Annotated in this window: 25 protein-coding genes; 13 read left to right on the forward strand and 12 right to left on the reverse strand. The window is 63.2% G+C overall.

From position 1 onward, the window contains the following. The first annotated feature begins 7 nt into the window (after positions 1-7). The 7 genes from QEH68_RS15160 to asd all read left to right on the forward strand — a co-directional run bounded on the left by QEH68_RS15160 (position 8) and on the right by asd (position 5,999). Entirely contained in the window at positions 8-976 is a 969-nt protein-coding gene (locus QEH68_RS15160; RefSeq protein ID WP_280623274.1) for an NUDIX hydrolase, read from the forward strand. Between the two features lie 69 nt (positions 977-1,045). Then, positions 1,046-2,722 (forward strand): hypothetical protein, encoded by a 1,677-nt coding sequence (locus QEH68_RS15165; RefSeq protein ID WP_280623275.1) that lies wholly within the window; start codon positions 1,046-1,048, stop codon positions 2,720-2,722. Continuing rightward, entirely contained in the window at positions 2,719-3,111 is a 393-nt protein-coding gene (locus QEH68_RS15170; protein WP_207594262.1) for a GntR family transcriptional regulator, read from the forward strand. The genes QEH68_RS15165 and QEH68_RS15170 overlap by 4 nt, the downstream gene beginning before the upstream one ends. Continuing rightward, positions 3,108-3,911 (forward strand): thymidylate synthase, encoded by an 804-nt coding sequence (locus tag QEH68_RS15175; RefSeq protein WP_207594263.1) that lies wholly within the window; start codon positions 3,108-3,110, stop codon positions 3,909-3,911. The genes QEH68_RS15170 and QEH68_RS15175 overlap by 4 nt, the downstream gene beginning before the upstream one ends. Continuing rightward, the gene (locus QEH68_RS15180; protein WP_207594264.1) at positions 3,908-4,507 is read left to right on the forward strand and encodes a dihydrofolate reductase; all 600 of its coding nucleotides are present in this window, start codon (positions 3,908-3,910) and stop codon (positions 4,505-4,507) included. Before QEH68_RS15175 ends, QEH68_RS15180 begins: the two co-directional genes overlap by 4 nt. 20 nt (positions 4,508-4,527) lie before the next feature. Continuing rightward, complete coding sequence (locus QEH68_RS15185) at positions 4,528-4,749, forward strand: NF038396 family protein (protein ID WP_207597615.1); 222 nt, start codon at positions 4,528-4,530, stop codon at positions 4,747-4,749. Positions 4,750-4,856: 107 nt separating this feature from the next. Then, the gene (gene asd, locus QEH68_RS15190; protein WP_207594265.1) at positions 4,857-5,999 is read left to right on the forward strand and encodes an aspartate-semialdehyde dehydrogenase; all 1,143 of its coding nucleotides are present in this window, start codon (positions 4,857-4,859) and stop codon (positions 5,997-5,999) included. A gap of 112 nt (positions 6,000-6,111) precedes the next feature. On the opposite strand, the gene QEH68_RS15195 is transcribed toward asd, so the two are convergent. Beyond that, the gene (locus QEH68_RS15195) at positions 6,112-7,245 is read right to left on the reverse strand and encodes a winged helix DNA-binding domain-containing protein (protein ID WP_280623276.1); all 1,134 of its coding nucleotides are present in this window, start codon (positions 7,243-7,245) and stop codon (positions 6,112-6,114) included. An 85-nt stretch (positions 7,246-7,330) separates the two neighbouring features. Between QEH68_RS15195 and QEH68_RS15200 the strand changes: the two genes are divergently transcribed. Further along, complete coding sequence (locus QEH68_RS15200) at positions 7,331-7,810, forward strand: hypothetical protein (protein ID WP_207594267.1); 480 nt, start codon at positions 7,331-7,333, stop codon at positions 7,808-7,810. Between the two features lie 76 nt (positions 7,811-7,886). On the opposite strand, the gene QEH68_RS15205 is transcribed toward QEH68_RS15200, so the two are convergent. Genes QEH68_RS15205 through QEH68_RS15230 form a run of 6 tightly spaced genes read right to left on the reverse strand, consistent with a single transcriptional unit; the run spans position 7,887 to position 12,070 of the window. Continuing rightward, positions 7,887-8,954 carry a UDP-N-acetylmuramate dehydrogenase gene (locus QEH68_RS15205; protein ID WP_280623277.1) on the reverse strand — a complete coding sequence of 356 codons (1,068 nt, stop codon included), beginning with the start codon at positions 8,952-8,954 and terminating at the stop codon, positions 7,887-7,889. A 9-nt stretch (positions 8,955-8,963) separates the two neighbouring features. Beyond that, complete coding sequence (locus QEH68_RS15210) at positions 8,964-10,256, reverse strand: MFS transporter (protein WP_280628023.1); 1,293 nt, start codon at positions 10,254-10,256, stop codon at positions 8,964-8,966. A gap of 41 nt (positions 10,257-10,297) precedes the next feature. Further along, on the reverse strand, positions 10,298-10,735 hold the full coding sequence (locus QEH68_RS15215) for a MaoC family dehydratase (RefSeq protein ID WP_280623278.1): 438 nt from the start codon (positions 10,733-10,735) through the stop codon (positions 10,298-10,300). A gap of 2 nt (positions 10,736-10,737) precedes the next feature. After that, entirely contained in the window at positions 10,738-11,187 is a 450-nt protein-coding gene (locus QEH68_RS15220; RefSeq protein ID WP_089595838.1) for a MaoC family dehydratase N-terminal domain-containing protein, read from the reverse strand. 41 nt (positions 11,188-11,228) lie between these two features. Then, on the reverse strand, positions 11,229-11,453 hold the full coding sequence (locus tag QEH68_RS15225; protein WP_280623279.1) for a DUF3188 domain-containing protein: 225 nt from the start codon (positions 11,451-11,453) through the stop codon (positions 11,229-11,231). Between the two features lie 29 nt (positions 11,454-11,482). After that, positions 11,483-12,070, reverse strand: coding sequence for a hypothetical protein (locus QEH68_RS15230; RefSeq protein WP_280623280.1), 588 nt, complete (start codon positions 12,068-12,070; stop codon positions 11,483-11,485). Positions 12,071-12,130: 60 nt separating this feature from the next. Here QEH68_RS15230 and QEH68_RS15235 point away from each other — a divergent pair, with 60 nt between their 5' ends. Beyond that, positions 12,131-12,304 carry a hypothetical protein gene (locus tag QEH68_RS15235; protein ID WP_280623281.1) on the forward strand — a complete coding sequence of 58 codons (174 nt, stop codon included), beginning with the start codon at positions 12,131-12,133 and terminating at the stop codon, positions 12,302-12,304. Positions 12,305-12,402: 98 nt separating this feature from the next. Here QEH68_RS15235 and QEH68_RS15240 read toward each other — a convergent pair whose 3' ends face one another. After that, positions 12,403-13,266, reverse strand: coding sequence for a CoA ester lyase (locus tag QEH68_RS15240; RefSeq protein ID WP_207594273.1), 864 nt, complete (start codon positions 13,264-13,266; stop codon positions 12,403-12,405). 377 nt (positions 13,267-13,643) lie between these two features. Here QEH68_RS15240 and QEH68_RS15245 point away from each other — a divergent pair, with 377 nt between their 5' ends. The 4 genes from QEH68_RS15245 (at position 13,644) to QEH68_RS15260 (ending at position 17,477) form a co-directional block, all read left to right on the forward strand. Next, complete coding sequence (locus QEH68_RS15245; protein WP_207594274.1) at positions 13,644-14,669, forward strand: ABC transporter substrate-binding protein; 1,026 nt, start codon at positions 13,644-13,646, stop codon at positions 14,667-14,669. 2 nt (positions 14,670-14,671) lie between these two features. Then, positions 14,672-15,562 carry an ABC transporter ATP-binding protein gene (locus QEH68_RS15250; protein WP_280623282.1) on the forward strand — a complete coding sequence of 297 codons (891 nt, stop codon included), beginning with the start codon at positions 14,672-14,674 and terminating at the stop codon, positions 15,560-15,562. After that, on the forward strand, positions 15,562-16,476 hold the full coding sequence (locus QEH68_RS15255) for an ABC transporter permease (RefSeq protein WP_280623283.1): 915 nt from the start codon (positions 15,562-15,564) through the stop codon (positions 16,474-16,476). The genes QEH68_RS15250 and QEH68_RS15255 overlap by 1 nt, the downstream gene beginning before the upstream one ends. 68 nt (positions 16,477-16,544) lie before the next feature. Continuing rightward, positions 16,545-17,477 (forward strand): TauD/TfdA family dioxygenase, encoded by a 933-nt coding sequence (locus QEH68_RS15260; RefSeq protein ID WP_207594277.1) that lies wholly within the window; start codon positions 16,545-16,547, stop codon positions 17,475-17,477. Positions 17,478-17,580: 103 nt separating this feature from the next. Here the strand turns inward: QEH68_RS15260 and QEH68_RS15265 are convergent, their stop codons facing one another. The 4 genes from QEH68_RS15265 to QEH68_RS15280 all read right to left on the reverse strand — a co-directional run bounded on the left by QEH68_RS15265 (position 17,581) and on the right by QEH68_RS15280 (position 22,242). After that, on the reverse strand, positions 17,581-18,540 hold the full coding sequence (locus tag QEH68_RS15265; RefSeq protein ID WP_280623284.1) for an aldo/keto reductase: 960 nt from the start codon (positions 18,538-18,540) through the stop codon (positions 17,581-17,583). A 24-nt stretch (positions 18,541-18,564) separates the two neighbouring features. After that, positions 18,565-20,319, reverse strand: a complete 1,755-nt coding sequence (locus QEH68_RS15270) for a glycoside hydrolase family 13 protein (protein ID WP_280623285.1) — start codon at positions 20,317-20,319, stop codon at positions 18,565-18,567. A gap of 76 nt (positions 20,320-20,395) precedes the next feature. Next, complete coding sequence (locus QEH68_RS15275) at positions 20,396-21,298, reverse strand: carbohydrate ABC transporter permease (RefSeq protein ID WP_207594279.1); 903 nt, start codon at positions 21,296-21,298, stop codon at positions 20,396-20,398. Further along, positions 21,298-22,242, reverse strand: a complete 945-nt coding sequence (locus QEH68_RS15280; RefSeq protein WP_207594280.1) for a sugar ABC transporter permease — start codon at positions 22,240-22,242, stop codon at positions 21,298-21,300. Before QEH68_RS15280 ends, QEH68_RS15275 begins: the two co-directional genes overlap by 1 nt. Positions 22,243-22,264: the final 22 nt, after the last annotated feature.

Here is a 22,264-nt window from a genome sequence, read left to right on the forward strand (position 1 = left end):
GAACCACTTGAACAGCGATACCCCCGTGGCGGATCAGACTGACCACCCCGGCGAGTCGGTGGCTGTTGTAGCAGCCGGTGCCATTCCGTGGCGGATCAACAAGGGTGCCCTTGAGGTTCTCCTCATCCACCGGCCTCGGTACGACGATTGGTCCTGGCCTAAAGGAAAGCTCGACGCCGGCGAAACAGTTCCTGAGTGCGCAGCACGTGAAGTGTGGGAAGAGATTGGCCTCCAGGCTCCCTTGGGCATACCGCTTCCCGCCATTCACTACCATGTGTCTGCGGGTTTGAAGGTGGTCCGCTACTGGGCTGTCCGGGTCAACGGAGCCCAGCTCAGGCCCGACGGCAAGGAAGTGGACAGCGTCATGTGGTGCAGCCCTGACAGGGCGGCCGCATTCCTGAGCAACCCCACCGATACGGAGCCGCTCGAATACCTCGAAAAAGCGCACATCCGCGGTGAGCTGGACACCTGGCCACTGGTGCTGATCCGCCATGCCAAGGCCAAGCCCCGGTCCTCCTGGACCAAGGCTGAGGGCGACCGTCCGTTGGCAGCGACGGGCCAGCGGCAGGCAGTTGCCGTTCAACGCCTCCTGGAGGTTTGGAAGCCGCAGCGGGTGGTCACCAGCCCTTGGGCACGGTGTGTTGCCACGATCGCCCCTTATGCCAAAGCCAGCGGGGCCAAGGTGAAACTGGTGGAGGCACTCACGGAGCACAGCCACCACCGCTCCCCCAAGAAGACTGCTGCAGCGGTGGAGGCCTTGTTCGACAAACAGGTTCCGATCGCCGTCTGCACTCACCGCCCTGCGCTTCCTACTGCCTTGAAACAGCTGGGACAACACATGTCGCACGGCTTGAAAGCCCTCCTGCCGGAATCAGACCCATACCTGACACCAGGCGAAGTGATTGTCTGCCAGGTGGCGCGTGGATCTGAGCGGAAGATTGTTTCCGTGGAACAGGTCAAGCCTTTCGACGACTAGGACCACACGATTCCGGAGCTTGACCCCATGTCTTTTGTATCAAATACTTAGTACATTGATACAAAAGACATGGGGGTCTTGTCCGTGTATGTAAACCTGCCGCCTTTACTTTTCCTTGGGCCTGCAGTCGGCGCCGTGATCGTTTATCTTTTCCTTCGCCTGCAGGTGTGGTCCAAGCCCGATGCCCAATCCGTTGCCTCGCATGGACTATGGGTGGGAATCATCGGGTGGATGGCCAGTTCCCTGCAAGGAGCCATGAACGCGGGGATCCTTCGCGTCAATCCCGTCGGGGCAAGCGCACCTTCCACTCCCGAGCAGATCGCCGGCGCACTCGGCTGGCCCATTCTCGCCTGCCTCGCCGTCCATGCGTTGGGTCAACTGAGCTACCCCGCGCCCAAGGCACCCAGAAGGTACGCAGAACTGACCGTCCGCAGGATCAGGGACTTCCTCCCCCGCAAACTCGCGTGGACCACCGCCTCGATCTTCGCCTACGCAGCCGTGGTCATCGCCTGGGTGGCTGCGCTGCCTGAGCACATCCCGGTGCTCCCGACTCCCCCGGACCTTTCCAGTCCCCCGGACCAGACACCGCCCAACGGCTACATAGGGCAGGGACAAGAAGGCAGGATCCCCGGTGCGGAACTGGCCATCTGGCTGGGCGGGGCGCTGTTGCTTCTTGCCGTCGGAACGTGGCTGATACTCCTCCTCATCGCCCGCCGCCGTCAGCTGGAAACACTCGACAGCGACGATAACCGGGTCCTCCGCATCATCGCCACCAACCGCTTGCTCAGGACGGTCGCGACCATCGCCGCAGGGCTGGCAGCCATCGCTGGAAACTTTGCGGCCCAACCAGCCCCCGGCGCCATATGGCAGTCGTCCTGGTTCAACGCCCTTGGCCTGTTCAACATGGTGGTGCTCCTGATGATGTGGTGGTGGCGGGTTCCTGAACTGCCGTCGCTGCTCAAGGCGGCCAAGAGCACCAGTGCCGCTACGCTTCGCGCTGATCCCCGTACCCACCGGGCAGCCCGGCTCAGCATCTCCATCGGTGCGGTACTGGGGGTCGTGGGCGGGCTTGCTCTGGTGGCCGGCTACGCAGTGATCCTGTTTCCTGCGCAAACAGCTGCACCGTGGGCATTTCCTTTGCTGACGGGAACAGTGGCCGTACTCCTCCTGGCAGCCATCACAGCAGGCGATCTCCTGACCGCCCGGAACTACGGAACATCCGACGCTCCAAACCACTGGCCGCGGCAACCCGTCTCCCGGGGTCTGCTCACGTTTGCCATTGGCAGCGCCCTGGTACTGGGTGTGGCGATCGCATTCGCCGTGGCCGGTGAAGTGGGCCCGTTTGGCCCCAAGACCTGGCCTGCCGCCGTTCTCGTCACCATACTGGTGGCGCTGGCCGGCGCCGCGGCCATCCTTGCCGTCCGCCGCCGTCGTGGCATCCCGGAGGGCGAAAGCGGCGCTGGACTGGACGCGGCGTTGAGGGCCATCAGCATGTATCGAATAGTGAGGACGCTGGCCGCGTACTGCCTGGGGCAAGCGTCCGCGCTGCTGATCGGTACCGGCAACCTTTGGTATGAAGTATTCCCCTCCGCTGCAAGCCCGGATCCGATCGGCCCCAGCCCACTTCCCATCATTGGCATAGCGCTGGCCGTCATCGCGGTCCTTGTCTCAGTGACACCAGTGCGGAGCCTGTTCCGCACCATTCCACGGGGACGGGTCGCAAAACAGGGAGAACACGCACAATGACCGCAGGGATCACGGTGGACCTTTCGGATCCTGTTCCTCCGTACGAGCAGATCCGCCGGCAACTCAGCTCCCTGATCGCAGTGGGAGTCCTGGAGCCCGGGAGTCGCTTGCCCACAGTCCGCAGCCTGGCCTCCGACCTCGGCATCGCGGTGGGCACCGTGGCGCGCGCCTATAAGGAGCTTGAGCAGGCCGGACTGATTGAATCACGACGGCGCAACGGGACTGTCGTTGTCGGCCCGCCACCGGCGCCCCACGGCACGGTCCGGGCTGACGCTGCGGTGATGGCCGCCGTCGACGGTTTGATCCGGACGGCTCGCGACGCAGGCATTCGTGACGACACTCTCATAGATCTGGTGAGAGGCCGGCTGGCAAGTAAGCTGGACTCGTGAGCATCCCCACCCCTTATGAAGACCTTCTGCGTGACGTCATGGCGAACGGCACGCACAAGTCGGACCGCACCGGAACCGGAACGCGCAGCGTTTTTGGCCGTCAACTGAGGTTCGATCTCGCCGGGAGCTTCCCGCTCATCACCACCAAGCGGGTCCACTTCAAGTCCGTTGCCGTGGAACTTCTCTGGTTCCTGCGCGGTGACTCGAACGTGAAGTGGATGCAGGACCAAGGCGTCTCCATCTGGGATGAGTGGGCTGACGCTGATGGCGAACTCGGCCCGGTGTACGGGGTGCAGTGGCGCAGCTGGCCAACCCCCGACGGCGGGCACATTGACCAGATGTCCGAGCTCATGACCAACCTTGCCGCCAACCCGGACTCCCGCCGGCACATCGTGTCCGCGTGGAACGTTTCCGAGCTCAAGGACATGGCCCTGCCACCCTGCCACGCGTTCTTCCAGTTCTACGTGGCGGACGGCAAACTGTCCTGCCAGCTGTACCAACGCTCAGCGGACACATTCCTGGGAGTGCCGTTCAACATTGCCTCCTACGCGCTGCTGACCCGGATGGTGGCGCAGCAACTGGACCTCGAACCGGGCGAATTCGTCTGGACCGGCGGTGACGTCCACGTCTACGACAACCACGTGGACCAGGTTGCCGAGCAGCTCAGCCGTGAGCCCTTCGAATACCCGCAGCTCAAGATCCTCCGGAAGCCGGACTCGATCTTCGACTACACCCTGGACGACTTCGAGGTTGTGGACTACCGCCACCACCCCACTATCAAGGCGCCGATCGCGGTATGAGCACCCCTTCTTCCGAGACTCCTTCCCCGCTGCCCGGCGTCGTCTTCACCCAGGAAACCGCGGCCCGCATGACGGGTATCGGCCTGGTATGGGCCCAGACCAAGTCCGGCGTGATCGGCAAGGACGGCTCCATGCCATGGCACTTGCCTGAAGACCTGAAGCACTTCAGCAAACTCACCTCGGGCCACCCCGTCATCATGGGCCGCAAGACCTGGTTGTCGTTCCCGGAAAAGTACCGCCCGCTCCCGGGCCGCACCAACATCGTGGTGACCCGTAACGCCGAGTGGGCTTCAACGCCCGAAGCCGAGGGCGCCGTCGTGGTTTCATCCCTTGACGCCGCCCTGCTGGAATCGCAATTCGCTCCAGGCGGCCAAAAAGTGTGGATCATTGGCGGCGGCGAGATCTTTGAGCAGTCCATGGGCATCGCCAATCTGGCGGTCATCACCATCATCGATGCGGATCTGGAGGGCGACACCTACGCTCCAGAGCTTGGCCCCGACTGGACCTTCGACACCGTGGCGCCACCCGAGGGCTGGCTCACCGCCAACAACGGCACAAACTACCGGTTCACCACGTGGCGCCGGACCGAAAGCTAGGAGCCCAGGATATGCAGGCAATACTGAAGAAACCTGAAACCCTCTTCGTGCTGGGCTACATGCTCCTGCCACTCTTCGCCCTGATTTCCGCCATCGTGGGATTGACCATGATCCTGGGCGGCAACCGGATTGCCGGAATCATTGTGCTGATCGTTGTCACGCAGGTATTCACTTTTGGTGCCTTCTTCGCCCTGCGCAAGCGCAAGGCCGTGCTGCTGCGGGAGCCCGACGCCGGCAGCTAAGCCCGCTCGGTCGGCGTGTGGGCCGCTGTGGCGAACGGCGTCGTCGTACGTTCCGGTGGTGACGTAACCAACAGCGGCTCTGCGCCCCGAAAGTTTAGACTGGGTGAATGACTACAGCAGCTAATCCGTCCGTTGGACTGGTCGGTTGGCGTGGCATGGTCGGCTCCGTCCTGATGCAGCGCATGCAGGACGAGAACGACTTCGCCAACATCAACCCGGTATTTTTCTCCACCTCGAACGCAGGAGGTGCCGCCCCGTCCTTCGCTGATGGGGCCGGCAAGCTCGAGGATGCGTTCGATATTGAGACGCTTGCCAAGCTGCCGATTATTGTCACCGCCCAGGGCGGCGACTACACCAAGCAGGTCCACGGCGAACTCCGCAGCCGTGGCTGGGACGGCCTCTGGATCGACGCCGCTTCCACCTTGCGCATGAATGACGATTCCATCATCGTGCTGGACCCCATCAACCGTGACGTCATCGACGCCGGCCTGTCCGGGGGCGTGAAGGACTTCATCGGCGGCAACTGCACGGTTTCCTGCATGCTTATGGGCCTCGGAGGCCTGTTCAAGAACAACCTGGTGGAGTGGGGCACCTCCATGACCTACCAGGCCGCCTCCGGAGGCGGTGCACGCCACATGCGTGAACTCCTCAACCAGTTCGGCACCCTCAATAATGAGGTCCGCAGCGAACTGGATGATCCTGCGTCGGCCATTCTCGAAATCGACCACAAGGTCCTCGCCGCACAGCGCACCGGCGTTGACGCCACCCAGTTCGGCGTACCGCTGGCAGGGTCCCTGATTCCCTGGATCGATGCCGACCTCGGCAACGGCCAGTCCAAGGAAGAATGGAAAGCCGGAGTAGAGACCAACAAGATCCTCGGCACCGGAAACGGCACCGCCGGCAAGGACCACATCGCCATGGACGGTCTGTGCATCCGCATCGGCGCCATGCGTTCACACTCCCAGGCCCTCACGCTCAAGCTGCGCGAAGACCTGTCCGTAACCGAAATCGAGAACCTCCTGGCCAAGGACAACGAGTGGGCCAAGGTTGTTCCCAACACCAAGGAAGCCTCCATGGCGGACCTGACCCCCGTGGCAGCATCCGGCACGCTGGACATTCCCGTGGGCCGTATCCGGAAGCTTGAAATGGGTCCGGAATACATCAGCGCCTTCACCGTGGGCGACCAGCTCCTATGGGGTGCAGCCGAGCCGCTGCGCCGCATGCTCAACATCGTGACGGGCAAGCTCTAGGCTTCACGCACCGGTTTGTTGACGACCCGCTGTTCCGCTGCTGCCCAGCAAAGGAACAGCGGGTTTTCCGCGTCGTAGGGTGTGTTCAGCCGGCTGGATCGGCCAACATCCTTCAGCCGGCCATGAACTTCAGGTACGCCCTCCCCTGAGCCTCGAAGGAACGGCCAGCGGCTGTCCCCAACTCCCCCGCGAACGGCTCCGGCACCACGCCTACAGACTTCCCGCTCACGGTTCTGGCCCACGTTCCCACCACTTCCCCGCCGGAGACGATGATGCGCTTGAAAACCCCGTTCTTGCCCGGCACTACCCGTTCGGCGTACTCGGGCGCGAGTACCAGGCTCCGATCCTGGTAACCGAGCAGGTACTCATCGAAGCCGGGAAGAGCCAGCAACGAGCGTGAGCCGGGGACGCTGTCGTCGAGCATTGCCGCCGTCTCAGGCGACAACCAATAACTGGTGCCGTCCAGCGGCACCTCAACCAGCCGGTCATGCAAGGTGGTAAGAGCCGCACGCGCCTCAGTGAGCGGCACTTGGCTCCACCACGAAAAATCCTTGATGGTGGCCGGGCCGTGGCTCCTGAGGTAGCGGAACAGCAGCTCCGCGATGCCCTCCTCACGGCCAAGGTCCCGGGACTCAGGTATCCACTCCTCAAATGGCACAAACAGTTGCTGCACCCCAGCCTTTCCGCTGGATGCCGCCATCGGCCCCTGCACCAGCCAAGCGCGCTGGCACAAGCTCCCCAGCAAGTGGATCCCGCGCTGTGCTGTGGTGGTCTGGCCGGCTTCCTCAAACGCGTGGAACAGCTGCTCCCGGGTTGCGCCGTGTGCGCCCTCCGTTGCCTTCAGCACCTCCGTGGTTTTAACCGCGATGTCCCGGCAATGGCTGATGTCGTCCTGGGTAATGCCGAGTTCACGGTGCCGGCCGGCCACAGTGGACATGAGGCGGTCACTGGTGATGCCCAAAATCCACCGGAGATCCTCGGGGGCCAGGAGGTGCAACGTCCCGCGCATGGGCCAGGAACGGACCACGGTCCCGGCGTCGAGGGCAGCCCTGACGTCCGAGGCCCGGGTGCCGGGCACGCGCTGCCCCACGGCCCACAGCGCGTGGCCAAGGTCCTGGGCCTGCATGGCCGTCATCCAACGAACCGCATCAGCAACCGAGGGAAAGCCCCCAGCCAACAGGCCTTGGCTTGCGAGCCGCAAACGGCCCATGACGCGCGGACTGGGATTCTTTGGGGCTGCAGGCATGCTTCATCCTAAAAGGGCCGGCATGCACAGGGAACCTTGCCGCGCCTCCCAGCCCTCACCCAGCAGCGGATCCTAGGATGGATTCATGCTTTTTGGAGATCTTGCCCCGTTTGTGCGGCCGATGAGCCGGTGGTTGGCTACCGCCGGCTGGTTCTGCACTCTGGTGGGACTTGGCGCCGGGCTGATCGTTGCCGTGGGAACAGGCGTCAGCCTCTCCCCGTCAATGCGGGCCATCCAGACAGCCAGCCTCGTAGCAACCGCCGCCGCCGCGCTCCTCATCGGAACCGCCGCGGCAAGCCAGCCCGTTTCCGACCGCAACGACGACGCTCCTGAACCCTGGTTCTACCCGGCGGCCGCAGCACAGGTCCGCAGCTTCCTCGTTGGAGCCATCGTCATGCTCCTGGGCTTGGTGGGCTTCGCCGCTGCAAGCCTGTACATGCCCAGCGGGCCATCGCCGCAGAGTATCGCGTTCAGCCAGATCTTCCTGCTGGGCTCGGTCAGTTGTGGGCTGACATTCCTGTTGCTCAACAAGATCCTGCCGATTGCCGAGCGGCGAACACGCTAGGTTTCCGTCCCGGCGCTACGCTGAGGAGACCCTCCGGATACCCCCGAGAGCTCACCCCTCGCGAGCTGTACGTGCCTTAGAACGAAAGGCCGATCAGCAGCGGTTCCGGGTGCAGTTCAATGCCAAAACGTTCGACGACGCCGGCCCTCACCTCGCGCGCGATGGCCACCATATCCGCGGCCGATGCTGTCCCCCGGTTCGTGATGGCGAGGGTGTGTTTGGTGGACAGGGATGCCCTGCCGCCTGAGACACTCGATTCCTCCAGCCCAAAGCCCTTGCCGAACCCGGCGTGGTCGATCAACCAGGCAGCGGAAAGCTTGATGAGTCCGTCGTCGCCCGCGGGATACTTGGGCGCGTTCTCCGGCAACTCTGCAGCGCGTTCTGCCTCCACGATCGGGTTGGTGAAGAAGGAACCTGTGGAGTACGTGTCCCGGTCTTTTGCATCCAGGACCATGCCCTTGGAAGCGCGGAGCCGGAGGACTTCCCTCCGGACATCGTTGGAGTAGGCGCGCTTGCCTGCCTCCACGCCCAGCACCCGGGCCAACTCGGCGTAACGGATGGGGGCGCTCATCCGTCCCAGCGGCAACTGAAACTCCACTGTCAGCACCACGTACCGGGGCGAGCCCTCAACCGTGGTCTGTTTCAGGATGGAGTCGCGGTACCCGAATTTGAGCTCGGAATTGGTAAAGGTCTGAACTGCGTTGCGTTCACGATCCCAGGTCCGCACGGCGGCGATTGTTTGTGAAACGTCTGAGCCGTAGGCGCCCACATTTTGCACGGGCGTAGCTCCTGTGGCACCGGGGATCCCGGAGAGCGCTTCCAGCCCGGACCAAGCGTGCAGGACGGAGTGTTCCACCAGCGCATCCCAATTGTGTCCGGCCTGTACCACCACCGACACACCGCCACAGCTGTCCTCGGAGTTCACGGTGAAGCCCTGGGAGGCGATCTTCAGCACAGTCCCCGGGTAGCCTTCGTCCGAGATCAGAAGGTTGGACCCGCCTCCGATAATCAGGAGTTTCTGGCCCGCAGCGTCAGCCGAACGGACGGCATCGATGATCTCTGCCTCAGTACGGGCCTCAACGTAGTTGCCCGCGGGGCCGCCGACGGCGGCAGTGGTCAGTTCGGAAAGCAGTGTTTGGGTCACCCATTAAGCCTAACGGGCTTCGTTGGGCTGGACGGACTTGGCCTTCTGCTGCCCGGAGAGCGGGGCCAGGAAGAAACTGACCACCAGGAGCACCAAGGGCGCCAACAAAGAGTGCAGGATGCCGAAGTGTTCGGCCAACAGGCCCAACAGTGGCGGCCCGCAAAGGAAAGCCCCGTAGCCGATGGTGGAGACTACCGAAACCCGTGCAGCGGCGTGGACGGGGTCATCGGCGGCGGCTGACATCCCCACCGGGAAACCGAGCGATGCGCCAAGGCCCCAGATAGCCAATGCAACGAAGGCCAGCCACGGAACCGGCGAAAAGACAAAGAGCGCAAGACCCACGACGGCGGTCGCTGAGCACCAGCGCATCACCACCACACGTCCAAACCGGTCGAGGATGGACGTGCCGGCGAATCGGCCGATGGTCATGAAGGTGACGAACAGGCCATAACCCACTGCACCCGCGGCATCGGACTGCCCGTGGCCGTCGGCAAGCGCCAGCGCCACCCAGTCCCCCGCAGCTCCCTCGGCCAATGCCAGCCCGAGGACCAGGACACCGATCAGGAGGGTTCGACGGTCGCGCCAGGCAAGGGCCACGAGCCGCTTGTTGTCGAGTGGGGCAACGGCCTTGCCTGGTTTGGGCTGCGTCTCCGGGGACCCTGTGATGATGGGCAGTGGACCGGTGGAGGGGTCCTGGAAAGTGTCCGTTTCATCGGGCCGGTACGTGTGTGTAGCAGCAGCTGTCTTTTCCGCACGGAACCAGAAGCCGGCAGTCACTACGGACGTAGTAACTACGACGCCTGAGATCAGGAAGTGCCAGAAGACCGGCATGTGCACCGCAGCAGCCCAGGCGCCAAAACCGGCGGCGGCTACCGTGCCGAGACTGAATGCCCCATGAAGGTGCGGCATGATGTGCCGGTCCAAAGCGCGTTCCAGCGCAGCTCCCTCAACATTGGAGGCGGTGTTCCAACTCGCCGTGCCCAGACCGAGCACCACCAGGCCCGTTGCCACCACCAGCGGACTCGCCGCGACGGAAGCGCCGAATCCCACGGTGACCAAGCCGGCGCCCACCATGCAACTGCCGATCCTCGTAGTGAGTTTGGGCCCCAGCCTGAGCACGATCAGTCCCGAGGCCGAGATGGAAATGAAGGATGCCACGGTCATGCACATCAGCAGAAGGCCAATGCCGCCCGGCGTGAGGTCCAGTCCGTCGCGGATGGCGGGCAGGCGAGACACCCAGGTGGCAAAAGCGATGCCGCTGGCCGCGTAGGAAGCAAGAACAGCGGCGCGCCACCGCGACATTTCAGTCGGGGTGGCGCGTCGCGGAGAAGCCTTCAGTGGGTTCAAGAGACCTTCACGACCGCCTGCGATTTCATGAGGACCTTCAGTCCTGCTGCCACAACGGTGAGGTCAACGCGGGCGGTGCGGGCATCGGCGTCGAGCGCTCCCACAACACCGGTGACGTCGATGACGGCGCCGGCCTCATCGGTTCCTGTTGTATCGGTGACCAGCACCGGCTTGGTGAAGCGGGTCTGGTAATCGACGACGGCGGCCGGGTCGCCCGCCCAGTCGCTCACCAACTGCACGGCGGCACCCATGGTGAACATCCCATGCGCGATAACGCCCGGCAACTCAACAGAGGTTGCGAATGCTTCGTTCCAGTGGATGGGGTTGAAGTCCCCGGAGGCACCTGCGTACTTGACCAGGTCCTGGCGGGTGACCTCAATGCTGCGGGTGCCGATTTCCTGGCCGACCGTCAGTTCTTCGAATGTGGGGCTCATGGTTACTGTCCCTCTCCGCGGACCAGGATGGATGAGGTGGTGGTGGCGACTTTTTCGCCTGCCACGGTGGAAATCTCGGAGCGGGTGGTGATCATGGCTCCCCCGCCCATGGCACGGACGCCGTCCACATGAAGTTCGGCTACCAACTGGTCACCTGCAACGATGGCCCGGTGGTGCGTGAACCGCTGGTCAGCGTGGACCACCCGGGAGAAGTCGATCCCCGATTCCGGGTCCTCCACCAGCTGGGCATCAGCACGCTGGGCAACGATGATGGCAAATGTTGGCGGCGCTACGAGGTCGCTGTGCCCCAAGGCCTTGGCGGCCTCCACATCGAAATGTGCGGGGTTGTTGGCTTTCACAGCCTTGGCAAACTCGCGGATCTTTTCGCGGCCGACGTCATATACCTCTGCGGCAGGGTAGCTTCGGCCCTGCAGGTCCGGATTGATACTCATGGTCCAACCCTATCGGGCCGCGGGGTACGGAGTGTTGCCGTTTATTTCTTGTAGCCCTTACGGATTTTCTGGCCCCGGACCACGAGCCCGCCCACATGGAGGAGCAGCCCCACACCAATGACCGGCAACGATGCCATGGCGAGGCCCTGGTTGCCCGAAGTGTTTCCCACAATGGACAGGATGAGTCCCACAGCAATGAGCCCCATGGCACTGAAAACCAGGACTTTGTAGGCAGTGGAGGCGTTGGCCCAGAATTCGTCTAGCACCGTCCAAGTCTACCGGGGCGTGCGTGGGACTAGAAAAGGGAGTCCTGCAGCGCCGGGATTTCTGTGAGGTGCTGGCCGAACTCGATCTTGCGGCCCTTCAGCGCGCCCAGGTCTGCCACAAAGCTGCCCTCCACCTCTGCCCCCGACGCGTCGGGAAGACCTGCCAAGGCGATGGCCCCGGACAGTGCGTGGACCCGCAGACCGTGCCCGCCGGAGTCGAACGTTACCGGGTAAGGGTGGCGACGCCCTTCGCCGGCGCCATCACAAAGCCGGTCCGCCAGCGCGGGCCGGTCCCACTCTTCCTCCACAACGGAACAGCCTGTCATCCCGAGCCCGCCCAGCATCCCGCGCACCCGCCCGGCGTGCTGACGGTTCAACGCCAAGAGTTCGACGCCGGCACGCGGCTCCACGAGGCCTGCCACCTTGGAGGCCGAACGGACTTGTTGGACGAGGCCCAGCTCGCGGGTGACCATGTCCTCAAGAATGCGGACAACACGGCCATCCTCGGCATGGGCCACGTAGGAAGCCTGCACGGCCCCCTGCTCGGCAAGCCTGTTCCATTTGCGCTGCGCAGAGGCCGTGCCCACTTTGGTGGCACCGTTCGCAAAAGTTGCCACGTAGAGCCAGTGTGGCTGCATCAGATAGGCCCGCAGGCCGGTGGGAACGGAGCTGCCGCGATGAAAGTCGTGCATGAGCCGGGAATCATCGCGGGCAAAGCAGGCCCCACATTGTTTGCCGCGCTCCGCCGGGGCACTGCTGCGGCAGGGAACATGCGTGCGGTCCCCCGGACCGTGGACCTTGGTATGGCCCAGGCACCACAGACCGGGGATAACGCGCAGGCCCAGGGCTGAGCCCCGGCCCAACGCAACATCACTGAACTCCCCGTCCGGCGCGAACAACCTCAATGCAGGCGAAGTGGAGTCCCAAACGACTCCGTGAACCAGCATGCTTACAGGGAAGGCTGGACTCCGAAGGCCACGGCAAGCTTCATGATCTTCTCGGCGCGGCCCAAACGCGGGAGGTCCGAACCGTCGCGGATGACGCGGCCGTTGGCTTCGAAGTCGTTCATGAAGTCGGTGGCCCAGGCGACGTCGGACGGCGTGGGGCTGATGACCTCATTGATCACGGTGGTCTGATCGATGGCCAAGCACAGCTTGCCGGTCATGCCCATGGTCACGGTGATGCCGGTCTGCTCGCGCAGGATGGGGTGGTTGGTGCCGACGGTAGGGCCGTCGATGGGGCCCGGCAGGTTACCCACGCGGCTGGCGACAACCAGTTTGGCGCGCGGGTAGGCCATGGCTTCCGGGGTAGCCGCCATGCCGGTGTCGCGGCGGAAATCGCCGGAGCCAAAAGCAAGGCGGAAGGCACCCTGGGCACGGGCAATATGGTTGGCTTCCTCGATGCCGAGGGCGGACTCAACCAGCGCGACCACGGGAGTCTTGCCGTCCATGCGGTGGTAGGACTCGGTGACCTGGTCAGCGGATTCGGTCTTGGCCAGCATCACGCCCAGCAGACCAGGGGTGCCGCGGAGACCGGCGAGGTCGTCGGCCCAGAACGGGCTGGTGGCGTCATTGATGCGGACCCACGCCTGGCCACCGGCGGTCAGCCAGTTAACGACGTTCTCGCGTGCTTGGTCCTTCTGGGAAGGATCCACGGCGTCTTCGATATCCAGGATGATGGCGTCTGCCCGTGAACCCGCAGATTCGTCAAAGAGCTCCGTTTTCATGGCGTTCACAAGGAGCCAGGAACGGGCGATATCAGCGGGAATGTTGCGGGTAGGCCGAATGGACTCGGCGGCGATGCTAGACGTCATGTATCTACCGTATCCGCCCGGCGGCTCACAGGGCGAAGAAATACGGCCGGTTGTGAGGATCAATACGAACTAAACCCCATATGACTGTGGGGTCCAACAGTATGAAGGTCCGACGGCGGTACGCGCCAGTCATGCCAGGCCCGCCAGTCGCTGTTGTTCATGAGGCTCAACGCGGCGACTTGTGTCCCCCCGTTGCCGGGAATTGCCCAGGATTTCGTCGCGTGTCGGGCTGTTTCGCAGCGTTTCCAGGCGTTACCCCGGCACTTCCCAGCCGCCGTCGAAATGGGCTTTCATCGTTCCCAAGCCGTTGCACAGCTTCCAAGCTCCCGCTTAAGCCGGCCCACCCAACACATCACCACTCATCGAAAGTAGCTCCCATGAAACTGCATCTGCCCCTGCTGAGCGTCGCGGCCGCCGTCGTACTAGCGCTGACGGTGAGCGGCTGCGGCGGCGCTGCCGAAGCCGGACAAGCCAACCAGGCAGGCACCGAGGTCAAGGAACTCCGGTACCAGGGCTCGGCGAACAACGTGACTTTCCCTGAACTGGCTGCAGACCTCGGATACCTGGGCGACCTGAAGCTGAACTGGGTTGGCAACACCACCAGTGGTCCGCAGGACATCCAGTCTGCGGCGACCAACCAGACCGACTTCGGCGGCGCGTTCTCCGGAGCGGTGGTCAAACTCATTGAGGCCGGCGCGCCAGTCAAAGGCGTGACCAACTACTACGGCTCCGACGAGAAGACCTTCAGCGGCTATTACGTGAAGGCCGACAGCACCATCAAGGAACCGCGTGACCTGATCGGCAAGAAGATCGCTGTCAACACGCTGGGCGCCCATCACGAAGCCGTCATCAACACCTGGCTGACCAAGAACGGCCTCAGCCAGGACGAGATCAAGCAGGTCCAGTTGGTCCCGCTGGCACCGAACGACACCGAAGAAGCGATTCGTCGTGGACAGGTGGACGCCGGAACGCTTGGCGGCGTCCTGCAGGACAGGGCCATCGAAGCCGGCGGACTGCGCTCACTGTTCAGCGACGTGGAACTGTTCGGTACCTTCGCAGGCGGACAGATCGTGCTCCGGAACGACTTCATCGCGAAGAACCCGAACACGACCCGCACCTTCACCACAGGTGTTGCCAAAGCGATCAAGTGGGCTGCCGAAACCCCTCGCGACGAGGTCATTGCCCGCTTCACCAAGATCATCGATGGCCGCGGACGCAATGAGAGCACCGCAAACCTGAAGTTCTGGAAGAGCCCCGGGGTCCCGGACGCAGGGGTGATCAAGGACGAGGACTTCACCCGCTGGGAGGACTGGCTCAACGCATCGGGAATCGTCAAGGACAAGCTCACGCCGTCCAAGTACTACACGAACGAGTTCAACGAGCTCGCCGCGAAGAAGGGATAGCCATGACCGCGAAAATCAGCCTGCGGAACGTCACCAAGGAATTCACGGTCCGGGCCACCAAGACAACCAGCGCCACCCGGCTCACCGCCATCGATTCCCTCAGCCTGGATGTCCGGGACGGCGAGTTCCTCACCTTGGTAGGCCCCAGTGGTTCGGGAAAGACCACGCTGCTGGACTTGCTGGCCGGACTATCGACGCCGACGTCCGGTGAAGTCCTGGTGGATGGCAAGGCCGTCACCGGTCCCGGCAAGGACCGCGCCGTGGTGTTCCAGCAGTACGCGTTGTTCCCTTGGCGGACAGCGTCGGCCAACGTCTCCATTGGACTTGAAGGAGTGGGCCCGGACGGCAGGAAGCTGAACCGCCGCGAGCGGGCAGCGAAGGCCAGCGAATACCTGGCACTCGTAGGCTTGGCGGGTTTCGAGGACCGCTATCCGCATGAGCTCTCCGGCGGCATGAAGCAGCGCGTGGCCATCGCCCGGAGCCTGGCTTACGAGCCGGACGTCTTGCTGATGGACGAGCCGTTCGCCGCTTTGGACGCCCAGACCCGTGAGCAGTTGCAGGATGAACTCCTCAGGATCTGGAAAGCCACGGGCAAGACCATCGTCTTCATCACCCACGGCATTGACGAGGCCGTATACCTCGGCGAGCGCGTCGCCGTCCTGAGCGCGCGCCCGGGCCGGCTCAAGGAAATCGTGGACATCAATATTCCCGACCGCGACGGCGACGGGGACATCCGCTCCCATCCCGCCTTTGTGGAGCACCGACACCAGGTCTGGACGCTCCTGCACGATGAAGTCCGCCGCGCCCAGGACGCCGGCCACCGCAAGATCCTGCCGGACGGCAGCGCACCGGACGAACCCGCAACCATCATCAAGGAAAGGAGCGCGGCCTGATGACCACCACGCTCATTCATACAGAAGCCGCGCCCACGGCGGGCACCGCGACAAACCCAGCTGCCGCCGTCGAGCGTTCACCGCAGGATGCTGCAAAAGGCACGACGCCGGCAGCCGGCAAAGTGCGACGGGTCGCCGCCGCGGCCGGTTCAGTTCTCTGGAAGTCCACGGCCGTCCTGGCGTTCCTGGCACTGTGGGAGCTCGGGCCGACGTACTTGGCCAGCCCCTCCACAAGGGTGTTCCTGCCACCGCTGCACGAAGTACTCCTGGCGTGGGGCAAGCTGTTCGAGGCCGGCACCATCCAAGGCCACATTGCTGCCAGCCTCACCCGGTCCGTGGCAGGCTTCGGCGCCGCACTGGTGGCAGGTGTCTCGCTGGGATTGCTCATCGCCTGGTACGGGCGGTTGAACTCGGTCCTGAACCCCCTGCTGGAGTTGTTCCGCAACACTGCCGCGCTGGCCTTGCTGCCGGTGTTTACGCTGCTGCTGGGTATTGGCGAGGAATCGAAGATCAGCATCGTTGCTTACGCTGCGTTCTTCCCGGTCCTCCTCAACACCATTGCCGGAGTGAAGACCGTGGACCCGCTGCTGATCAGGGCGGCGCGCTCGTTGGGGCTCAACAGCTTCCGACTCTTCCAGAAAGTCATTCTCCCGTCCGCCGTGCCCACCATTTTCACGGGTATCCGCATGGCCGGCACCGCATCAATCCTGGTGCTGATCGCCGCGGAGATGGTGGGAGCCAAAGCCGGCCTGGGTTATCTGATCGTGAACGCGCAGAGCAGCTTCCTGATCCCGGACATGTACGCCGGCATTCTTACGGTGTCCTTGTTGGGGCTCGGCGTGAACTTCCTCCTGGTAGCCCTTGAACGGCACTTCTCCCGCTGGCGCACCGCTGTTGGTGCCGACGCTTCCTGACCCACCCACGCGGTACCCGCCGCAACCCATCACCACAGGATCCACCACAACCAGTAAGGAAACAGATCATGACCGTCATTACCGAAACCAAACTCGAATTCGCCAAGCTGGGCTCCCGCATCGGCGCCGAAATCCGCGGGCTGGACATCAGCGGCGACCTCAGCGAGGACACCGTGGCCCAGATCAGGGCAGCCCTCAACGAGCACAAGGCGTTGGTTTTCCGCGAGGCCAACATCCTCACCGACGAAGCCCAGGTGAGGTTCGCTTCGCACTTTGGACCATTGACCAAGGCGCACCCCACGGTTGCTTCCGTAGATGGCGAAGAAAACGTCCTTCCCGTGGACAGCGAGAACGGCTCTGCCAACAACTGGCACACGGACGTCACGTTTGTGGTCAACCCGCCTCAGGCGTCCACGCTGCGCAGCATCGACCTTCCGGCTTACGGCGGCGAGACGTTGATCGCGTCCTCGGCCGGCGCCTACCAGGATCTCCCGGAGGAGCTGCGCACGTTCGCGGACAACCTGTGGGCCATCCACACCAATGACTACGACTACTCGGTACCCAAGAACCTTGAGCACTCCAATGCGGAAGAGCGTCGCAAGGAGTTCACCCGTTTGAAGTTCGAGACCGCCCACCCCGTGGTACGGGTGCACCCTTTGACCGGCGAGCGCGGATTGTTCATTGGGGGCTTCGCGCAGCGGCTGAGGATCGTGGGCTTGTCCAACACCGAATCCAAGGACATCATCCGTCTGCTGCAGGCGTACGTGACGCGTCCGGAGAACGTGGTCCGGGTGAACTGGGAGCCAAACCAGGTAGTCCTGTTCGACAACCGCATCACCCAGCACTACGCCCCGGACAACTACGATGGCCAGCCGCGCAAGCTCAACCGCGTCACCATTGCCGGCGACATTCCCGTCAGCATCGACGGAAAGCCCAGCCAGGCCATCCAGGGTGACTCAAGCACCTACTCGGTAGTGGCCCCGATCAGCCACACACCGTAGGCGCACTCCATGTGTTGCTGTTCCCACCCAGCTGAGTCGCAGTACAGCGCGTTTTGAGGCCTCATAACGCGCACAACTGCGACTCAGTTGGGTTAAAACGGGTTTAGGGGATGTTGTTTCCCCGGGCCGCCACCCACAGTCCATACCACTGGGCACGGGTCATCTCCTCCGCGACAACTGCCGCGTCGGCGCATGCCGCAATCCGGGCGGGATGGGTGGTTCCCACTACCGGAGAAATCCTGGCCGGGTGCTTCATCAGCCAACCCAGCAACACTGATTCCGGCGTAGTGTTCTTCTCCCCTGCCATCTGTTCCAGCATCTCCGCTACTGCCAACTCGGCCGGTGAGAGCTCCTCAGGCTTCGCTCCGGTGTAACGCCCTTGCGCCAGGGACCCATAGGCCTGCAGTTCAATCCCGTGTCTCATGCAGTGCTCCAGGGTCCCGTGCGGAAAGCTGTACCCCACCCCCTCCGCATGGTTGACCAGCACACCACTCTCCAGCCAGTCCCGGCGAAGCAGGCTCATTTCCAATTGGTCCGCCACAAGGGGCGTCTCCAACTGGTCCTGAAGGAACGCGATCTGGGCTCCGGACATGTTGGACACACCCAGTTGCCGCACCTTGCCTTCCGCCGTCAACTCTCCGACGGCGGCCGCCACCTCACGCGGGTCCATCAGCGGATCGGGGCGGTGCAGCAGCAGCACGTCCACATAGTCGGTCTGAAGCCGCTTCAGGCTCCCGTTGACCCGTTCGAGGATCGCTTCCCGGCTGAGGTCGTAATGCGTCGCCAACCCACGCTCCCCCAGCCTGATACCGCACTTGGTTTGCAGCTGGATCTTTTCACGCAGGCCCCGCGAACGGGCAAGGACTTCACCGAAGACGGCCTCGGACTTTCCGTTGCGGTAAATGTCAGCATGATCGAAAAGCTCAATCCCGATGCCCACGGCGGCGTCGACCACCGCGGCGGCCTGATCGATCTCAGCTGCGCCATAGGACGTTCCGTCCCACGGGCCACCGAGTCCCATGCAGCCATAGATGAGGCGTCCCCGCCCGTTCGCATTCGTCATAACTTCCCGTCTTCTGCCGCAGCGCTACGCGTTGCTGACTATCCAGGCAGTGGTGTCGGAGGGCAGCTTGCCGTTCTCCAGCGGACCGCTGGCGATCACCACGTCACCTTCAGGCAGCTCAACAGGCTCGCCGCCAAAGTTCGTGACGGTATGCCAGCCACCGGGGCGGCTGAAGTGCAGCACGTCCTGGTTCCCGGTTTCCACCCACTCAAGTTCCTCAGCCGTCTGGAGTTCTCTGCGCAGGCCCAAGGCCTTGCGGTAGAGCTCCAGCGTGGAACCGTCCACGCCGTCCTGGGTGGATACTGCGTAATCCTTGAACCACTCCGGCTGGGGAAGGTGCGCCTTGCCCGCGCCGAAGCCAAACGACGGACCTTCCGCCGTCCACGGCAACGGCACCCGGCATCCGTCGCGCCCGATCTCCACGCCCGGGTTGCGGAAGAAGGACGGGTCCTGGCGTTCCGAGTCAGGGATTTCCGAGACTTCACGCAAACCGAGCTCTTCACCCTGGTAAAGGTAGGCCGAGCCGGGAAGTGCGAGCAGCAACAGCGTGGCGGCGCGGGCACGACGCAAGCCAAGTTCGACGTCGAGCTCTTCAGCCGGTGCGCCGGCCAGCAGCCAGCCCTTGCCATCCTGGCCCTTGGGCTTGCCGCCGGTGATGTCCTGGGCCGCATTGGTTCCCTGCGCAACGGAGCCGCCCTCGGGAAGGCCGTACCGCGTGGCGTGGCGGACGACGTCGTGGTTGGAGAAGACCCACGTGGACGAAGCACCTGATTCCTTGGCTGCCACGAGGTTGTCCGTGATGATTTTCCGGAAGGATGCAGCGTCGAAGTCGGACTGCAGGAGATCGAAATTGAACGCCTGGCCCAGTCCTTCGGGGCTTGCATAGCGGGCACGGCGGGACTCGTGGACCCAGGCCTCGGCGACAGCCGTACGGGGCGGGTTGTACTCATTGAAGAGCTTGCGCCATTCCGCGTACACCTCGTGGACTTCATCGCGGTCCCAGAACGGGTGGGAACCATCGGTGAAGCCATCGGTTCCGTGGGCCTTGGCTTCGAGGTCGGCCTTCATGGGCAACGGCTCGGACAGATCCTTGGCCATGCCGTGGGCTACATCGATCCTGAAACCATCAACGCCGCGGTCCGACCAGAAACGCAGGGTCTTCAGGAAGTCCTCACGGATCTCCGGGTTCTCCCAGTTGAAGTCCGGCTGCTCCTTGGCAAAAATGTGCAGGTACCACTGGCCGGGAGTGCCATCCGGCTCGGTGATGCGATCCCAAATGGGGCCGCCAAAGACGGAGTCCCAGTCCGACGGCGGCAGCTCGCCGTTCTCGCCCCGGCCGTCACGGAAGATGTAGCGCTCGCGGGCAGCGGAGCCCTTGGGTGAAGCCAAGGCCTCCTTGAACCACTCATGGCGGTCGGAGGAATGGTTGGGGACGATGTCCGCCACAATCTTGATGCCGGCGGCGTGCAGGGCCTCAACCATCTCGTCAAAGTCCTCAAGCGTACCCAGCTTCGGATCCACATTGCGGTAGTCATCTACGTCGTAGCCGCCGTCAGCGAGCGCTGAAGGGTAGAAGGGGCTCAGCCAGACGGCGTCGATTCCCAGTTCCTTAAGGTATGGAACTTTGGCGGTGATGCCCTTGATGTCACCCAGTCCGTCGCCGTTGGCGTCGTGGAAGCTGCGGGGATAGATCTGGTAGACAGCCGCCTGGCGCCACCAGTTGGGGTCGGCCATGCGGTCTACATCGGTATGGTGTGCCTGAGTGGCGGAGGTGCTCACGAAACTCCTTTGATTTAGTATCTAAATTTATATCCCGGACCAGTATGAAACGGCCGGACACCGCAGGTCAACAGGCCTAGCCCTTTACGGCCCCCTGGGTAACCCCCGCCATAACCCACCGCTGCGTGAACAGGTAGGCAATTATCGCCGGGGCCATTGCCATCAGGTAGGACGCGAAGGACACGTGGTAGTTGTTGCTGAACTGGGTCTGGAACAGGTTTTGCCGCACTGGGAGTGTCTGCAGGGACGGATCGGAGATGATCAGCGACGGCATCATGAAGTCATTCCACGCATAAAGGAAGGCGAAGATTCCCACGGTGGCGCTCATTGGAGCGAGAAGAGGGAAGATCAGCTTCCAGAAGGTCTGCCAGGTGGTAGCGCCGTCGATCCTTGCACTCTCCTCCAACTCCATCGGGATGGACCGGAGAAATGCGGTGAACAGAAGGACGCTGAAACTCAGCTGGAACATGGTGGCCAGCAGGATCACACCGAACGGATTGTCCAGGCCCAACCGGCCCGTGAGCTGGATCTGCGGCAGCGCCACCACGGGGAACGGAATGAACATTGCCCCCAGCAAGTAGAAGAACGAATACCGGAAGAGCCGGCGCTCCCAGTTTCGAACGATCGCATAAGAAGCAAAGGCCGCCAGGATGATGGTGGCCACCACCGTCCCGGCAGTCACCAGCAAGGACATCGCGGCGCCCACAGGGAAGTTTGTCAGCGTCCAGGCCTGGACGAAGCCGTCAAAACTGAAGGGAGCGGGGAAGGAGAAGGCGTTGCCATCCACCGCCTGCCCCTGGGTCTTCAGCGCCATGGAGATTGTGACGTACAGCGGCAGGAGCACGGTGACGGCGCACAGGATGAGGATGGTGGTTGCCGGCCAGTTGACGCGTTCGACGGCGGACTCGGACCGGCGTCGGCTCTTTCCGGTGGGCTGGGTGGTGGGCTCGGTGATGGCGAGGGTGGCTTGATTGGTCATCAGAGTGCATTCCGTCCGCGAGTCAGCGAAAGCTGTACGAGAGAGATAACAATGGCCACTACGAAGAAGATCGTGGCGTTGGCCATCTGGTAGGCGTAGTCGCCGCCGTTGAAGCCCGAGATGACGGTCATCGCGATGCTTCGGGTTGAGGTGCCCGGGCCACCGTTGGTCAGGCCAACAATGATGTCGTAGGCGTTCAGGAAGCCTTTGAACCCCAGGATGATGTTGATGACCACGTAGCCCGATACCAGCGGAAGCGTGATCTTGACCAACTGCTGGAACTTGCTGGCTCCATCGATTTCCGCAGCTTCATAGACGTCCCCCGGCACGGCCACCAGTCCTGCGATGTAGATCAGCAGTGCACCCGGCACAGCCTGCCAGGCAGTGACCAGCACAATGGCTACCCAGGCGAGGTCCGGGTTTGCCAGCAGGCTGTTCTCCAGCCAGGGAATCCCGGCAGCGGCGCCAAGGGAGGGCAGCGAGTTGGAGAACAGGAAGTTGAAGACGTAGGCGATGATGATGCCCGAGACCACCATGGGGATGACGAAAATGGTCCGCAGCGCCGATTTCATCCTGATGCGTGAGGTCAGCCCGACGGCCAGGAGGAACGCCACGACGTTGACGGCGATCACGGTGACGATGGAGAACCCGAACGTGAACAGGTAGCTCTGCAGGATGGCGGGGTCGGTGAAGATGGCAACGTAGTTGGTCAGGCCGACAAATTCCCAGTCACCGATTCCGATCGAGTTGGTGAAACTGAAGAAGATGCCGATGATTCCCGGAATGGTGATGGCCAACGTGAAGAGGATGAGGCTGGGGACGAGGAAAAAGTAGAAGATCGGCTCGACCCGGCGCGTGCTGCCCTGCCGCTGACGGCCCTGCTTGGCCGAAACCTGCTTCCGGCCGTCCTGCCCGGACGTAGTGGGGGTGGTGATGATGGACATGATGTTGACTCCCTGCTTCGGC

The organism is Paenarthrobacter sp. OM7 (assembly GCF_029873575.1).
In the GTDB taxonomy this organism is placed as follows: domain Bacteria; phylum Actinomycetota; class Actinomycetes; order Actinomycetales; family Micrococcaceae; genus Arthrobacter.

Excerpts from the sequence above, each read along its gene's own strand:
- QEH68_RS15255 (WP_280623283.1), top strand. The coding sequence starts at position 15,562 with ATGACCACCACGCTCATTCATACAGAAGCCGCGCCCACGGCGGGCACC.
- QEH68_RS15165 (WP_280623275.1), top strand. The coding sequence starts at position 1,046 with ATGGGGGTCTTGTCCGTGTATGTAAACCTGCCGCCTTTACTTTTCCTT.
- QEH68_RS15210 (WP_280628023.1), bottom strand. The coding sequence starts at position 10,256 with ATGTCGCGGTGGCGCGCCGCTGTTCTTGCTTCCTACGCGGCCAGCGGC.
- QEH68_RS15180 (WP_207594264.1), top strand. The coding sequence starts at position 3,908 with ATGAGCACCCCTTCTTCCGAGACTCCTTCCCCGCTGCCCGGCGTCGTC.
- QEH68_RS15275 (WP_207594279.1), bottom strand. The coding sequence starts at position 21,298 with ATGACCAATCAAGCCACCCTCGCCATCACCGAGCCCACCACCCAGCCC.
- QEH68_RS15200 (WP_207594267.1), top strand. The coding sequence starts at position 7,331 with ATGCTTTTTGGAGATCTTGCCCCGTTTGTGCGGCCGATGAGCCGGTGG.
- QEH68_RS15240 (WP_207594273.1), bottom strand. The coding sequence starts at position 13,266 with ATGACGTCTAGCATCGCCGCCGAGTCCATTCGGCCTACCCGCAACATT.
- QEH68_RS15235 (WP_280623281.1), top strand. The coding sequence starts at position 12,131 with ATGAAAGTCGTGCATGAGCCGGGAATCATCGCGGGCAAAGCAGGCCCC.
- QEH68_RS15195 (WP_280623276.1), bottom strand. The coding sequence starts at position 7,245 with ATGCCTGCAGCCCCAAAGAATCCCAGTCCGCGCGTCATGGGCCGTTTG.
- QEH68_RS15280 (WP_207594280.1), bottom strand. The coding sequence starts at position 22,242 with ATGTCCATCATCACCACCCCCACTACGTCCGGGCAGGACGGCCGGAAG.
- QEH68_RS15265 (WP_280623284.1), bottom strand. The coding sequence starts at position 18,540 with ATGACGAATGCGAACGGGCGGGGACGCCTCATCTATGGCTGCATGGGA.
- QEH68_RS15220 (WP_089595838.1), bottom strand. The coding sequence starts at position 11,187 with ATGAGTATCAATCCGGACCTGCAGGGCCGAAGCTACCCTGCCGCAGAG.
- QEH68_RS15215 (WP_280623278.1), bottom strand. The coding sequence starts at position 10,735 with ATGAGCCCCACATTCGAAGAACTGACGGTCGGCCAGGAAATCGGCACC.
- asd (WP_207594265.1), top strand. The coding sequence starts at position 4,857 with ATGACTACAGCAGCTAATCCGTCCGTTGGACTGGTCGGTTGGCGTGGC.
- QEH68_RS15245 (WP_207594274.1), top strand. The coding sequence starts at position 13,644 with ATGAAACTGCATCTGCCCCTGCTGAGCGTCGCGGCCGCCGTCGTACTA.
- QEH68_RS15260 (WP_207594277.1), top strand. The coding sequence starts at position 16,545 with ATGACCGTCATTACCGAAACCAAACTCGAATTCGCCAAGCTGGGCTCC.
- QEH68_RS15250 (WP_280623282.1), top strand. The coding sequence starts at position 14,672 with ATGACCGCGAAAATCAGCCTGCGGAACGTCACCAAGGAATTCACGGTC.
- QEH68_RS15170 (WP_207594262.1), top strand. The coding sequence starts at position 2,719 with ATGACCGCAGGGATCACGGTGGACCTTTCGGATCCTGTTCCTCCGTAC.